Source organism: Pseudomonas sp. P4_C4, assembly GCF_056402055.1.
The window spans coordinates 109,017-124,241 of record NZ_JBFUID010000006.1 but is presented as its reverse complement, the minus strand read 5'-3'; the positions used below and the strand labels follow the sequence as shown (position 1 = coordinate 124,241).

The window sequence follows — 15,225 nt, the reverse complement described above, 5'->3', positions numbered from 1 at the left end:
ATAAGCTGTTGTCACACACCCGGTTAACCTGACTTTAGAGGCAGAAACACAGATCGAGACCCGAGTGCAACCGTGCGTAGCGTTTCGGGTGCTGTCGCGGGCTGTTTAGGCTAGAATGCACGGCCTCAAAGCACACCCCTTCCCGAGGCTGTCCCGAAGATGTTGATCCTGCGCGGCGCTCCTGCCCTTTCTGCCTTTCGCCACAGCAAACTCCTTGAGCAACTGAGCCAGAAGGTTCCGGCTGTCAGTGGCCTGTATGCTGAATTCGCTCACTTCGCCGAAGTTACCGGCGTCCTGACCGGCGACGAACAGCAGGTGCTTGCGCGCCTTCTGAAGTACGGTCCAAGCGTTCCGGTACAAGAACCGACCGGTCGTCTGTTTCTGGTGCTGCCGCGTTTTGGCACCATCTCGCCATGGTCGAGCAAGGCCAGCGACATCGCTCGCAACTGTGGCCTGGCGAAAATCCAGCGCCTGGAGCGCGGCATCGCGTTCTATGTGGCCGGCCAGTTCAGCGACGCTGAAGCTCGGTTGATCGCCGACGGTCTGCACGACCGCATGACCCAGATCGTCCTGGGCAACCTCGAACAGGCCGCCGGTCTGTTCAGCCACGCCGAACCGAAACCCCTGACCGCCATCGACGTGCTGGGTGGCGGCCGCGCCGCGCTGGAAAAAGCCAACACCGAGCTGGGCCTGGCCCTGGCCGAAGACGAGATCGACTATCTGGTCAATGCCTTCGTCGGCTTGAAGCGCAACCCGCACGACATCGAACTGATGATGTTCGCCCAGGCGAACTCCGAGCACTGCCGTCACAAGATCTTCAACGCCAGTTGGGACATCGACGGCCAGAGCCAGGAAAAAAGCCTGTTCGGCATGATCAAGAACACCTACGTGATGCACAGCGAAGGTGTCCTGTCTGCTTATAAGGACAACGCTTCGGTGATCGTCGGCTCCGTGGCCGGTCGTTTCTTCCCGGACCCTGAGACCCGCCAGTACGGCGCGGTGCAGGAGCCGGTGCACATCCTGATGAAGGTTGAAACCCACAACCACCCGACCGCGATTGCCCCGTTCCCGGGCGCATCCACCGGTTCCGGCGGCGAGATCCGCGACGAAGGCGCGACCGGCCGTGGCGCCAAGCCAAAGGCTGGCCTGACCGGTTTCACCGTGTCCAACCTGCAGATCCCGGGCTTCGAACAGCCGTGGGAAGTGCCGTACGGCAAGCCTGAGCGCATCGTTACCGCGCTGGACATCATGATCGAAGGCCCGCTGGGCGGCGCTGCGTTCAACAACGAATTCGGTCGTCCGGCCCTGACCGGCTACTTCCGTACCTTCGAACAGTCGATCACCACCCCGCACGGTGACGAAGTTCGTGGTTACCACAAGCCGATCATGCTGGCTGGCGGTATGGGCAACATCCGTGAAGAACACGTCAAGAAAGGCGAGATCCTGGTCGGCTCCAAGCTGATCGTGCTCGGCGGCCCGGCGATGCTGATCGGCCTGGGCGGCGGCGCGGCTTCCTCCATGGCCACCGGCACCAGCTCGGCAGACCTGGACTTCGCTTCGGTACAGCGCGAAAACCCTGAGATGGAACGTCGCTGCCAGGAAGTCATCGACCGTTGCTGGCAACTGGGCGACAAGAACCCGATCAGCTTCATCCACGACGTGGGTGCGGGCGGTCTGTCCAACGCCTTCCCGGAGCTGGTCAACGACGGCGACCGTGGTGGCCGTTTCGAACTGCGCAACATTCCAAACGACGAGCCGGGCATGGCCCCGCACGAAATCTGGTCCAACGAATCCCAGGAACGTTACGTCCTGGCCGTCGGCCCGGCGGATTTCGAACGCTTCAAGGCGATCTGCGAACGTGAGCGTTGCCCGTTTGCCGTAGTCGGCGAAGCCACTGCCGAACCGCAGCTGACCGTCACCGACAGCCACTTCGGCAACAGCCCGGTGGACATGCCGCTGGAAGTGTTGCTGGGCAAAGCCCCGCGCATGCACCGTTCGGTGGTTCGTGAAAACGAACTGGGCGATGATTTCGATCCGTCGACCCTCGACATCGCCAACTGCGTCGAGCGCGTCCTGCATCACCCGGCCGTGGCGAGCAAGAGCTTCCTGATCACCATCGGCGACCGCACCATCACCGGCCTCGTGGCCCGTGACCAGATGGTCGGCCCGTGGCAGGTGCCGGTGGCCGACGTTGCCGTCACCGCCACCAGCTTCGACGTCTACACCGGTGAAGCCATGGCCATGGGCGAGCGTACTCCGCTGGCACTGCTGGACGCTCCGGCGTCGGGCCGCATGGCCATCGGCGAAACCCTGACCAACATCGCCGCTTCGCGCATCGGCAAGATCTCCGACATCAAGTTGTCGGCGAACTGGATGTCCGCTGCCGGTCACCCGGGTGAAGATGCACGCCTGTACGACACCGTGAAAGCGGTCGGCATGGAGCTGTGCCCTGAGCTGGGCATCACCATTCCGGTGGGCAAGGACTCGATGTCCATGGCCACGCGCTGGAACGATGAAGGCGTGGACAAGTCCGTGACTTCGCCGATGTCCCTGATCGTGACCGGTTTCGCGCCAGTGACTGACATCCGTCAGACCCTGACCCCGCAACTGCGCATGGACAAGGGCACCACCGACCTGATCCTGATCGACCTGGGCCGCGGCCAGAACCGCATGGGCGCCTCGATCCTCGCGCAGGTTCACGGCAAGCTCGGCAAGCAGGCTCCGGACGTCGATGACGCCGAAGACCTGAAAGCCTTCTTCGCCGTGATCCAGGGCCTCAACGCCGACGGCCACCTGCTCGCTTACCACGACCGTTCCGACGGTGGTCTGTTGACCAGCGTTGTCGAGATGGCGTTCGCCGGTCACTGCGGCCTGAGCCTGAACCTCGACGGTCTGGCGGAAACCTCCGCCGACATCGCCGCGATCCTGTTCAACGAAGAACTGGGCGCCGTGATCCAGGTTCGTCAGGACGCTACCCCGGACATCCTTGCGCAGTTCAGCGCTGCCGGCCTGGGTGACTGCGTGTCGGTGGTCGGTCAGCCGATGAACAACGGCGAGATCAGCATCACCTTCAACGGCGAAACCGTATTCGAAGGCCAGCGTCGTCTGCTACAGCGTCAGTGGGCCGAGACCAGCTACCAGATCCAGCGTCTGCGTGACAACGCCGACTGCGCCGAGCAAGAGTTCGACGTGCTGCTGGAAGAAGACAACCCGGGCCTGAGCGTCAAGCTGAGCTACGACATCAACCAGGACATCGCCGCGCCTTACATCAAGAAAGGCATTCGCCCACAGGTTGCCGTACTGCGTGAGCAGGGCGTCAACGGTCAGGTGGAAATGGCGGCTGCGTTCGACCGCGCCGGTTTCAACGCGATCGACGTGCACATGAGCGATATTCTGGCCGGCCGTGTCGACCTGAACGAGTTCAAGGGCATGGTCGCTTGCGGTGGCTTCTCGTACGGCGACGTACTGGGTGCCGGTGAAGGCTGGGCGAAATCCGCGCTGTTCAACAGCCGTGCCCGCGATGCGTTCCAGGGCTTCTTCGAACGCAACGACAGCTTCACCCTCGGCGTGTGCAACGGTTGCCAGATGATGTCCAACCTGCACGAGCTGATCCCGGGCAGCGAGTTCTGGCCGCACTTTGTGCGCAACCGTTCCGAGCAGTTCGAAGCCCGTGTTGCCATGGTGCAGATCCAGGAATCGAACTCGATCTTCCTGCAAGGCATGGCCGGTTCGCGCATGCCGATCGCCATCGCCCACGGCGAAGGTCATGCCGAGTTCGCCAGCGAAGAAGCACTGCTGGAAGCCGATCTGTCCGGTTGTGTGGCGATGCGTTTCGTCGACAACCACGGCAAGGTCACCGAAAGCTACCCGGCCAACCCGAACGGCTCGCCGCGCGGGATCACCGGTTTGACCAGCCGCGACGGTCGCGTAACGATCATGATGCCGCACCCGGAGCGTGTGTTCCGCGCCGTGCAGAACTCGTGGCGTTCGGATGACTGGAACGAAGATGCACCGCTGATGCGTATGTTCCGTAATGCTCGCGTGTGGGTTAACTGATAGCCGTGTACAAGCTCAGCTTTTTTGTTCCAGCCAGTCACGTCGAAGACGCGAAGAGTGCCGTATTCGCCGCCGGTGGCGGACGGATCGGTGCTTACGATCACTGCGCATGGCAGGTGTTGGGCCTGGGTCAGTTTCGCCCACTGGACGGCAGTCAGCCGTTCATTGGCGAGGCAGGGCAGGTCGAACAGGTCGAGGAATGGAAAGTCGAGCTGGTGGTGGCGGATGAGTTGATTCGCTCGGTGGTGGCGGCTTTGAAACAGAGTCATCCCTACGAGACGCCGGCTTATGAAGTGTGGCGGTTGGAGGATTTCTGATCTTCCTGGCTGCTGAAATGAGAAACCCGCTGAAAGAGATTTCAGCGGGTTTTTTGTTGGACGTGATAATAGGTGACTGGCGCCGATTACGGCGCTGGCGTCAGGGGAACGTCTGCCTTGAGTGCTTCGATCAGCATGTTTTGGTACTCGAAGTGTCGTGTCGACATGTCCCAGCGGTCGATAAAGAACAATCCGTTATCGTCCACCTGAATCGGTGTGGAAACAATTTCACCGCTGCGGGAACGGTGCAACAGGTTGGTCTCGGCAGCCGAGGGGCGTTCGATCAGGAAGTGCCCCGCCTGGCGTAATCTTGACCTGTCGACAGGTGCAAAGGGCGCGGGAACTCGTTGCCGGGCGTTGCTGACTTCCAGTTTGAAGTCACTGCGTATCGCCCTCCAGCCAGGCCCCGTGAGATCGGTTTCCCAGTACCCGAGGTGAATGCCTCTGGACAGTGACGGCGCGCAATCCCTGACATGCAGGCTGACCGTGCCCAGGATTTCGGCCAGTCCCGATGCGCCTTGGTAGTTATTAGTGTGGGCGCTGCCGATGAAGGCAATCCACTTATGGGGGCCGTGTGCCGCCTGGTCGGCCAGGATGACCCGGGAAGCGAAGTAGTTGAACATCTGGTTGCGGGCTTTTTCCGGATCAGGCAAGCCCTTGAGGTGATAGCTGGCGGTACAGTCCAGCGCCCTGATGCGGATGCCATATTTGTTGGCGGCCTGGATGACTTCCGAGTAGTTGTCAGAGCCATTGTAGAACGGCATATGTCCCCGATCCTGGGCTTTCAGGTAGGCCTTGAGGTTGTCGGGAAACCGCTGGGTTTGATGGAATACCTCCAGTTCAGCCTGGTGCAGGTCGGTGAGCAGGTGTTCGACGTAGAGCGTCTTGTAGCCCTGCTGCTTCAACTGCTTCATCTGCTTTATCAGAAATGCCTTGCCCGACTCTGCCGAGTGAGTCTCGCCAATCACCAACCCCGGCAGGCGGCTTTCGCTGATTTGTTTCAGGAACGACTCGGGCGTGGTGCTGGTGCTGATCGTTGGCAACGTTGGCCTGGCAGGCGGAACATAGTCGGCAAAGAAGCTCTTGGCATTGGTATTCAAGTTTCTGCGTAGCTTGATGAATTCAGAGAACGCTTCAGCTCGCGTTGGCTGGGACGGTGCGTAGCGAGAGTCCAGGCCGCGCGGTTGGTCGCTCATGCGGGCGATCTCATCTCTTAGCGACGGTGCAATATCGAAGTCGTTGAAATGGCCAGTGCTGACGACGGATGTAGAGGCAGCTGCCGAGATGGGTTCGGGTGTCTTGTACGGTGTTTGCAGGGTCATGTGGTAGTCACCTTTGGCGAGTGCATCACCTGGTATCTTGCCGGGGGTGTCTGACCAGATGCCCACCGGTTGATTCAAGCCGACGTCTTCGATGCGCAGCGCAACCGCATTGGTCAAGTCAGCCAGGCCAGGTGTCCCGTTGTATGTGGTCATGCGCGAGCGATCGACCAGGGCGATCCAGCGTTCGTGCGGTGCATCGGCCATGTCGGCTTCAATGACTTTGTGCGAGTAGTAGTTTCTCAGGCTGTTGGGCTGGGGCGTGGTCGGCGAGCTATCGCCCATGAGCAGGACATCGTCCAGTCGATAGGAGGTCGAGGCGTCCAGCGCCTTGATTTGCACGCCTTTTTCCCTGGCCTTGCGTACGAGGGCCAAGTAAGAGTACTCGGCGTCTTCTGCGATGCCGAAGGACCGGTCTATGGCCTTCAAATGTTCTTTGATGTGCCGCCATGATTTCCCTTGGTTGGACTTTTCAAGCTTGAACTTGAAAACATCCCCTGGCAGGAACTCCACATACAGGCGCTTGAAACCTTGCTCGACCAGGGCATTCATGTTGGTAATCAGTGCCTGCTTGCTGGCGATGGAGCCTGGCACGGCACCGATGACCAGGTTCCTGTTGCCGGCAAAGGCATCGTTGACGATCAGTCGGGCCAGCGGGGTACTGGCCTCTACGGCAGGCACGGTGGCGCGAGCGGGCAGCGTGTCGAGGTAGAGGAAGAAGTTGTCCGCGTCCTTGGTCAGGCGTTCGACCTGTTGCAGGTAAACCGTGCGTAACGAACGCAGTTCATTGGCGGCACTGCCCAGCACGGTGTCGACTAGACCTTGGTCAATATCGGCTGCCTGGCTGATCATGAGCGCCCGCATCTGCGGGTTCATGACCGGCTCAAGCCTGCTCCAGTACTTCTGTTGCATCCCATAGTCTTTTGACGGCCCGGGGGTTTCAGGCACTGCTTGGTATTTCGGCGCGCCGCCGGAAACCCCGGTGCGGGTCCAGATGCCCTCGGCGTTCGGTGCGGCCAGGCGCGTGGTCGAGACCCATTTGCCGCTGACCGGGTCGTGGCGATACAGCAAGTAGCGGCCGATCACATCCGGGGTCTTCGGCGCCCAGAGCACCTCGCCGTTGAACAACACCGGTTGCATGCCTGCAGGTGCCAAGGGGGCGGTTTCCAGCTGGCTGATCAGCTTCATCGCCCGGCCTTGCTCGGTGCTGGCAACTGCCAGGCGTGATGATTTGCCGATGGGTTTGAACAAGCGCAGGGCCGGACGCAGGTCGGTGAAGAGGGCGCCGGCGCTGTTGAACAGATACCCGGCGAAGTGCTCAAGGGCGGCCGAGGTTTCGCCCTGGTTGTACGCGTGCAGGGCGAGCATGCCGTCCTTGAAAGCCAGAAGCAGGCCAACACTCAGGCTCAGAACCGGGAAAGGCGCAGTGGCGATGGCGGCCACGAACTCCACGCACGTCCAGAGCATGCTGGTGATCATCTGAGTGCGGTTAGTGGTGGTGGCGGTCACTTCGTCGATCTTGCGTTGCAGCTTCATGTTGTACAGCAAACGGCGCAGGTCAAGCACCGGAGGCAGTGCCCGGGTCGAGTCGTAACGTGGGGGGCTGGGGGTGGTTTTATCCAGGTCCTCAGGCAGCCCTTGTTTGGCCGCCTCCAGAAATGCCTGGATCCGGCCCCGGGATTGAACATCGACACGCAGGGTGAGGTAGCGGATGAAGTCGGGGAGTTTTTTCAGCAGGTAATTGAACTGCCTGGCTTCGCGAAAGGCGATGCCGTCGGGGGCATGGGGCGTATAGAGCAGCACCGGGTTGTCAGCGTGGCTGAACAGGTAGGTGTCGATGACCCATTCGCCGTCGACCAGCAGGCGATGGATGGCGTAGTTGCCGCGAGTCTCCAGCGACGTGTCGCCCATACTGGCGATGCAGCGCTCAAGCCATTGCAGGTCAACTCCGGCGATGTGTCCTTGCAGGCGACACTCCAATGCGGCACTGAGCATCTGTCGTTGAGTAATGGCCAGCACCGCATTGCGCCTGAAAGTAAACGCCGGGCTGCCCGGGTCCAGCAACTCGGCCTTGACCTTGTCGACGTAGCGCTGGCCAATCCAGGCGCCGGTGACCGAGCGCGCGACGGCTTCTGGATTGGCGTTCAGGGTGCTCAGGTCAACGCCTTGCGGGCCCCTGTACCTTGCCGAGCGGGAGAATTTTTCGTCGAGAAAACCGACGCCATCGGCGTAGCCATCACGGTAGAGCTGGGTATACGTCATGGGCGCCGGTGTCCGGGTGCCGAGTGCGGAGGGTGAATAGGCCCATACGGTGTCCGGGTCGACATCGTTCTGACGGCGACCCAGCAGTTGGTTCAAGCGCTCCCTGGCCTTTTCATGCAGGTAGGCATCGAAGCTTTGGAAGCGGGCTTCGGACTGTGGAGGGTCGTTGTAGGTCTGCAAGCTGCCTTCTGCATCCCCGGCCAGGGTCGAGAGCCTTCGCCTGACATCAATGGTGGCTGAGCGATACCAACTCGGCGTATTGAATTCGTAGTTATCGATACGTGTGGCGAGTACATGATCAGCCATCGATTTCAGGCTCTGGCGATAGTTGCCAGCGTTGAACGTGATCTTGTTGTAATCCTGGGCGTGAAACTTCAGGCTCAGACCGCTCAAGAGGTGCTTCATCGAGTTGCGAAGGCGCAGTGGTACCTGGCGGATCAAGTAGTCGGTCATGGTGCCGGGTGGGGCCTTGAGGCCGTTGTCCAGGGTCCAGCCGAGGATGTGCTGCTGGCACGCAAGCTCGCTGTCGAATGCCTGGAACTGGTGCTCTTGTGGTGCCTCGGGGGTGCAGAGCAGCACGCGGTTGACCGTCCCCTTGGCATCGGTCTGGCGCATCATCCAGAGGTCCTGAAGTTGCGCACCGTGCAGCGACAGGACGCTGGCGCCCAGGGTGGCCGCGCTCAGTCGCGCATCGGTACCCTGGCGCAGGCGCTGGATCGCCTGGTAGTCGTCTTCGCGAATGTGGCCTTGCAGGAAGGCGGTGTAGGCCAGGGCGTTGATCCGCTGGTCGAGCATCTGCTCGATGGCGCTGCTGAACTCGGGCCGGGCGTGCAGTTCTCGTTGCACCTGTGCAAAGTCGAACCGAGGTTGCAGGGTCATCAACTGTTGCACGATCCACGCTGGGGTCAGGTCTTGGTACGCATCGGGCAAGGGCGCTCCGTTATACGTAAAGGTGGTCTTCGTCAGAAAGTCGCAGCCAGGCAGTTCGTCGCCGGTATGCAGGCCCCGCAAGGCCAGGTCGATCAGGTTGCGATTGTGTTCATAGTGGCCGACGCTGGGCACAAGCCGTTGGGTTTTGACCTGTAGGTGCTCCGGGTTCAGGTCGTGAATCTCCAGGTCATCGCTCAACCGCTCCAGCCATTGAAAACGGGCCAGGGCTTGGGGGTTCGCGGCGGGGCCCAACAGATCGAGCAGGTGTTGGCGTGCCCGGTTGTAACTGGCCAGATGTTCAGCCAGCGTGGCCCGGTGTGCCTCGCTGGCGCTGCGATACCAATCGGGTGCGCTGTAGCGCAGCAACCGTTCGAGCAGGCGTTGGGCGCGCAGTTCCAGACGGGCACCGAGGTCGGGCAGGGCGCTGCGGATCGCGCGGTCGAGGGCCGCGATCAATTGGGCAGGGTCGTGCTGCGGGTTGTCCACCAGGCTCAGGGCCCGGTCGATATCCTGGGTGCGCTTGGCGATCAGTGCACCGACGGTGTGTTCGAACAACGGCTGGTCGTCGATGGGTGATAGTTCCAGGGGCCAGATTCCGGCGGGGCTCAAGGCGTGGTAGCGCGTGGGCAACCTGTCGATGAACTCACTGCGCCCGCTGGCGTGCTCCATGTTTTGCCGCAAGTGGGTGTTGAGTTCGGCCAGGGTGTTGAACGATTCGATCCCTCGCGCAGGTGTGAACAGCAAGACTTGGCCGACGTCCTGCGCGCTCATCAGGTCGTTGACCACAACGCTGTTTTTTTCTGTGGCGACAAAGGCACCGGCCAGCTCGACCTGTTGCGCCTGGTAACTGAACTGCAAGGCGTACAGGCCTGGACGCAAGCTTGGGGGCAGCGCCACGCTTTCGAGCATCGTGCCTTCTTGTGGGTGCAGCAGGCGATCCTGGACGCCGAGCCTGGCCTCATGCTCCAGGGCGGTGAACCCGGCTTCGAAGGTCATGTAGGATTTGAGTGACCTGCCATCGATCTGCCCACGCAGGTCCATGTCCATCAGATGCGTGTTCAAGGTGCTCTTGAGAGTGGTGAGCAGAGTCTGGCCTTCCGAGGTTTTCAGGTCGTTGTTGGCTAATCCTTGATAGTTGGTTTTTGCCTTGCTCAGGAACTGTTCCCGGTAGCGCTTGAGGATGCCGTCCAGGCGTTCCAGGTAGCGTTGTTCGGCTGTGGGTTTATGGTCGGGCAGCAGTGGGGTTTGGGCGTTGAGCAGGTGATGGCCGATTTGGTTGAGGTAGCCTTTGATTTCCTCAAAAGACGGTGGGGGGGTGGGTGTGCTCATGGAAACGGTCTCAGTCGGTAGAAAGAGCCGGCAGCATGGCGAGGAAGAGGGAGGAGGTGGTGGTACATATGTATGCCACGATTTGGCGGGAGTATCGCGATACATGCTGGGAGCCTGCTCGCGATAACGGCCTGTCAATCACAGACTCGGGGTTGGTTTGAAGTGGTATTAGAGGTGGGGATTTTGAAGGCAAGGATCGCAGCCTGCGGCAGCTCCTACGGGATTGGTATCAACTCCGTAGGAGCTGCCGCAGGCTGCGATCTTTTTAATTTATTTTTTTCGGGCGACCAACGGTCGTGGGGGATTACGGGCGGATTTCGATCATCGTGCCGTCGGGCACCAGGTTCCAGACTTCGCGCATGTCCATGTTGCGCATGGCGATGCAGCCGTCAGTCCAGTCCAGGGTGTGGAACAGGTCTTCCGGGGTGTCTTCGCTGTCCGGGGTGCCGTGGATCATGATCATGCCGCCGGGCTCGACGCCTTCACGACGGGCGCGGGCCGAGTCGCTGATGTTCGGGTAGGAAACGTGCATCGCCAGGTTGAAGCGGTCGCTGACCTTGCGCCAGTCGACCCAGTAGAAACCTTCCGGGGTGCGCTTGTCGCCTTCCATCAGCTTGGGCCCCTTGGGACGCTTGCCCAGGGAAATGCGATAGGTCTTGAGCGGCTTGCCGTCATTGATCAATTGCAATTGATGGGAAGACTTGAGAATCAGGATCTTCTCGATGACCTTGCCGTCCAGGGTTTCCACGGCAGAAGCCTGGGACACCGTGACAAACGACAAACAGAACAGGGCAAGCAACCAGCGCATTGAAACGATTCCCCAGGAGGTGTCGCGACTATTTATGTATAGAAGTTTTTGCAGGAGCTGCCGCAGGCTCGTGCCGCGTTCGGGCGATCTTTCGGCGCCTTTGTGTGATGCCGAGATGACATCAGATAATGGCAGGCTGAGCAAGTGGCGGGATCGATTCAGACCGAACGGGATAGACCTCGGTCCGCCGGTCAGCGAAGAAGCATTCTAAGGTACGACCCACCGTGCGGAAAGCCAGCTCATCCCATGGAATGTCCGCTTCGTCGAATAGTTGCACTTCCAGGCTCTCGGGGCCGGCAGAGAAGTCCAGGTCCGCCAGTTCGGCCCGGAAGAACACATGCACCTGGCTGATGTGTGGCACGTCGATCAGGGTATAGATGCTCAGGTTGCGCACCCGGGCGCAGGCTTCCTCGGCGGTTTCGCGAATGGCTGCCTGCTCGATGGTTTCGCCGTTCTCCATGAAACCGGCGGGCAGGGTCCAGTAGCCGCGACGTGGCTCGATGGCCCGTCGGCACAGCAACACCCGGGTGCCCCAAGTCGCCACGCAGCCGGCGACGATGTTGGGGTTCTGGTAGTGAATGGCCTGACAGCTGTCGCAGACAAAACGCAGGCGCGAATCGCCTTCGGGAATGCGCTGGGTCACCGGGTTACCGCACTGGCTGCAAAATTTCATGCTGGGGTTCCTGAATGCTGCGCCTATCTTGGCGTGCGGCAGTGTCTGTCGGCAAGTTGTCGTTTCGCGACATGGGGCTGCTGCGGGGGTTGGGCGACCGCAGCGATTGGTGCATGATGCCGGGTAGGGCACAGATCGAGAACACTCATGCTGGACGAGCTACTGCATCGGGTTAGTAACCACACACCACGCACACTGGAGACCGACCGTCGTTTTCCCGAGGCCGCGGTGCTGGTGCCCATCACCCGCAGTGACGAGCCTGAGCTGGTGTTGACCCTGCGTGCCAGCGGCCTGTCGACCCATGGCGGCGAAGTTGCCTTTCCCGGCGGGCGTCGTGACCCTGAAGACCCGGACCTGATTTTCACCGCCCTGCGTGAAGCCGAAGAAGAGATCGGCCTGCCGCCGGGGCTGGTCGAGGTGATCGGCCCGCTCAGCCCGCTGATCAGCCTGCATGGCATCCAGGTCACGCCCTACGTCGGGGTGATCCCGGATTTTGTCGAATACCGGGCCAACGATGCCGAGATTGCCGCGGTGTTCAGCGTGCCCCTGGAGTTCTTCCGCAAAGACCCCCGCGAACATACCCATCGCATCGATTATCAGGGCCACAGCTGGTACGTGCCGAGCTATCGCTATGGTGAATACAAGATCTGGGGGCTGACGGCGATCATGATCGTCGAGTTGATCAACCTGCTGTATGACGCAAAAATCAGCCTGCATCAGCCTCCTAAAAGCTTTATCAATACCTGAAGCCATCGTTCGAATGGCCAAAAAGCCCGCCTGAGCCTTGAGGAAACACAGATGAAATACCGCCTGGGCGACGCCCGCGTCGAAACCCATCCACAGAGCTGGGTCGCACCCAATGCCGTGCTGGTGGGCAAGGTCAAGCTGGAAGAGGGCGCCAACGTCTGGTTCAACGCCGTATTGCGTGGCGACAACGAGTTGATCCTGATCGGCAAGGACAGCAACGTCCAGGACGGCACCGTGATGCACACCGACATGGGCTACCCGCTGACCATCGGCACTGGCGTGACCATCGGCCATAACGCCATGCTCCACGGCTGCACCGTCGGCGACTACAGCCTGATCGGGATCAACGCGGTGATTCTCAATGGCGCGAAGATCGGCAAGAACTGCATCATCGGCGCCAACTCGCTGATCGGCGAAGGCAAGGAGATCCCCGATGGGTCGCTGGTCATGGGCTCACCGGGAAAGGTGGTGCGCGAACTGACCGAGCCGCAAATCAGGATGCTGGAGGCCAGCGCTGCTCACTACGTGCACAACTCGCAGCGTTATGCCCGCGATCTGGCCGAGCAGGAACAATGACCGCCACCGAACGCCCGGTGGCATCGCCCTGCGTGAGCATTTGTGCGCTGGACGACGATGATATCTGCACCGGTTGCCAACGCACGGTGGAGGAGATTACCCGCTGGAGCCGCATGGACAACGACGAGCGGCGCAAGGTGCTGGGGTTGTGTCATGAGCGGGCCAAGGCCAGTGGGTTGATCTGGATGCTCCCTTCCAAATCCGATAGCTGAATTCGCCCCGGAACAAGCTCGCTCCTACATGGGAATGCGGTCGACTGTGGGGGCGAGCCTGCTCGCGATGGACTCAAGAACACCGCGGGGAACCAGACTCCCCGCGTTATCGTTCACGCCCATCGCGAGCTGGCTCGCTCCTACAGTATCCTGTGCGTCAAATTGCCAGGTATTTCCCGCCCATGTTCTTCCTGATCGCCTACATCAGCAGCGTCGTGCTGATCAACTATGCCTTTTCCACCGCACCGGACCTGGACATCATCTGGTCGGCCTGGGGCGGGCTGGTGTTTGTGTTGCGCGACATGGTGCAAGCCCGTTTCGGGCATGGCACCCTCGTGGCGATGCTGGCGGCACTGGTGTTGTCCTATGTCACCTCTGATCCGTCCATCGCTCTGGCCAGCGCCACGGCCTTCGCGGTTTCCGAGTGCATCGACTGGCTGGTGTTCAGCATCACCAAACGTGCGCTGCATGATCGCCTGTGGATAAGTTCGGCCCTGAGTATTCCCCTCGATACCTTTATCTTTTTCGGCATGATCGATGCCCTGACGCCGGGGGTGATCCTCACCGCCCTGGGTTCGAAGTTCGCCGGGGTCACCGCCGTGTGGCTGATCATGGCCTGGCGCCTGCGCAAACAGGCTGTCGTCAGCTGAAGTTCATGTAAAATGCCGCGCTTTCTCCCCATGGGAAGCGCGCTTCCCTCGATGATCCGCTCCTTGAGGACCTTCAGATGACCCGTATCGGAACTCCATTGTCGCCCACCGCGACCCGCGTATTGATGTGTGGCTGTGGCGAGTTGGGCAAGGAAGTGGTGATCGAGCTGCAACGCCTGGGCGTTGAAGTGATTGCCGTGGACCGCTACGCCAATGCGCCGGCCATGCAGGTGGCGCACCGCAGCCACGTGATCAACATGCTCGATGGTGCTGCCTTGCGCGCCGTGATCGAAGCCGAGAAGCCGCACTTCATCGTGCCGGAAATCGAAGCCATCGCCACCGCTACCCTGGTGGAACTGGAGGCCGAAGGTTTCAACGTGATCCCGACTGCCCGCGCCGCGCAATTGACCATGAACCGCGAAGGCATCCGTCGCCTGGCCGCTGAAGAACTGGACCTGCCAACCTCGCCGTACCATTTCGCCGACACCTTCGAGGACTACAGCAAAGCCGTCGAAGACCTCGGTTTCCCGTGTGTGGTCAAGCCGGTCATGAGTTCCTCGGGCAAGGGCCAGAGCCTGTTGCGCAGCGTCGATGACGTGCAGAAAGCCTGGGACTACGCCCAGGAAGGTGGCCGTGCCGGTAAAGGTCGGGTGATCATCGAAGGCTTCATCGATTTCGACTACGAAATCACCCTGCTGACCGTGCGCCACGTCGGCGGCACCACCTTCTGCGCGCCGGTCGGCCACCGTCAGGAGAAGGGCGACTATCAGGAGTCCTGGCAGCCGCAAGCCATGAGCCCGATTGCCCTGGCTGAATCCGAACGTGTCGCCAAAGCCGTGACCGAAGCCCTGGGTGGCCGTGGTCTGTTCGGTGTCGAGCTGTTCATAAAAGGTGATCAGGTGTGGTTCAGCGAAGTCTCGCCGCGCCCGCACGACACCGGCCTGGTCACCCTGATCTCCCAGGACCTGTCGCAGTTCGCCCTGCACGCTCGGGCCATTCTCGGTCTGCCGATTCCGTTGATCCGTCAGTTCGGGCCTTCGGCCTCGGCGGTGATCCTGGTGGAAGGGCAGTCGACCCAGACCGCTTTCGCCAACCTGGGCGCTGCCCTGAGCGAACCGGATACCGCGCTGCGCCTGTTCGGCAAGCCTGAAGTCAACGGTCAACGCCGCATGGGCGTAGCCCTGGCCCGCGACGAATCGATCGAAACCGCCCGCGCCAAGGCGACCCGTGCTTCGCAGGCGGTTGTCGTAGAACTGTAAAAAACTCTCCGGCGGGCCTATACCTTTTATGGGCTCGCCGCAATTCACTGTAGGAGCGAGCCTGCTCGCGAAAGCGAATTCATAGTC

General features: G+C 61.0%; 10 protein-coding genes. 7 read left to right on the top strand and 3 right to left on the bottom strand.

Annotation, left to right across the window (positions count from 1 at the left end):
* The first annotated feature begins 159 nt into the window (after window positions 1-159).
* Window positions 160-4,056 (top strand): phosphoribosylformylglycinamidine synthase, encoded by a 3,897-nt coding sequence (gene purL / locus AC1DXW_RS05875; RefSeq protein WP_477753514.1) that lies wholly within the window; start codon window positions 160-162, stop codon window positions 4,054-4,056.
* Between the two features lie 5 nt (window positions 4,057-4,061).
* A complete protein-coding gene (locus AC1DXW_RS05870; protein WP_477753513.1) occupies window positions 4,062-4,373 on the top strand; it encodes an NGG1p interacting factor NIF3 in 312 nt (103 codons plus the stop codon).
* An 86-nt stretch (window positions 4,374-4,459) separates the two neighbouring features.
* Here AC1DXW_RS05870 and AC1DXW_RS05865 read toward each other — a convergent pair whose 3' ends face one another.
* The 3 genes from AC1DXW_RS05865 to AC1DXW_RS05855 form a co-directional block, all read right to left on the bottom strand.
* Window positions 4,460-10,213 (bottom strand): membrane-targeted effector domain-containing toxin, encoded by a 5,754-nt coding sequence (locus AC1DXW_RS05865; RefSeq protein ID WP_477759831.1) that lies wholly within the window; start codon window positions 10,211-10,213, stop codon window positions 4,460-4,462.
* Window positions 10,214-10,517: 304 nt separating this feature from the next.
* Complete coding sequence (locus AC1DXW_RS05860; RefSeq protein WP_477753511.1) at window positions 10,518-11,021, bottom strand: L,D-transpeptidase family protein; 504 nt, start codon at window positions 11,019-11,021, stop codon at window positions 10,518-10,520.
* Between the two features lie 121 nt (window positions 11,022-11,142).
* Window positions 11,143-11,694 carry an NUDIX hydrolase gene (locus tag AC1DXW_RS05855; protein ID WP_477753510.1) on the bottom strand — a complete coding sequence of 184 codons (552 nt, stop codon included), beginning with the start codon at window positions 11,692-11,694 and terminating at the stop codon, window positions 11,143-11,145.
* A 147-nt stretch (window positions 11,695-11,841) separates the two neighbouring features.
* Here AC1DXW_RS05855 and AC1DXW_RS05850 point away from each other — a divergent pair, with 147 nt between their 5' ends.
* The 5 genes from AC1DXW_RS05850 to purT all read left to right on the top strand — a co-directional run bounded on the left by AC1DXW_RS05850 (window position 11,842) and on the right by purT (window position 15,138).
* Window positions 11,842-12,441, top strand: coding sequence for a CoA pyrophosphatase (locus tag AC1DXW_RS05850; protein ID WP_477753509.1), 600 nt, complete (start codon window positions 11,842-11,844; stop codon window positions 12,439-12,441).
* 51 nt (window positions 12,442-12,492) lie between these two features.
* The gene (locus tag AC1DXW_RS05845; protein ID WP_477753508.1) at window positions 12,493-13,017 is read left to right on the top strand and encodes a gamma carbonic anhydrase family protein; all 525 of its coding nucleotides are present in this window, start codon (window positions 12,493-12,495) and stop codon (window positions 13,015-13,017) included.
* Window positions 13,014-13,229 (top strand): DUF1289 domain-containing protein, encoded by a 216-nt coding sequence (locus AC1DXW_RS05840; protein WP_477753507.1) that lies wholly within the window; start codon window positions 13,014-13,016, stop codon window positions 13,227-13,229. The genes AC1DXW_RS05845 and AC1DXW_RS05840 overlap by 4 nt, the downstream gene beginning before the upstream one ends.
* A gap of 182 nt (window positions 13,230-13,411) precedes the next feature.
* A complete protein-coding gene (locus tag AC1DXW_RS05835) occupies window positions 13,412-13,879 on the top strand; it encodes a preQ0 transporter (RefSeq protein WP_477753506.1) in 468 nt (155 codons plus the stop codon).
* 77 nt (window positions 13,880-13,956) lie between these two features.
* Window positions 13,957-15,138, top strand: a complete 1,182-nt coding sequence (purT, locus tag AC1DXW_RS05830) for a formate-dependent phosphoribosylglycinamide formyltransferase (RefSeq protein ID WP_477753505.1) — start codon at window positions 13,957-13,959, stop codon at window positions 15,136-15,138.
* Window positions 15,139-15,225: the final 87 nt, after the last annotated feature.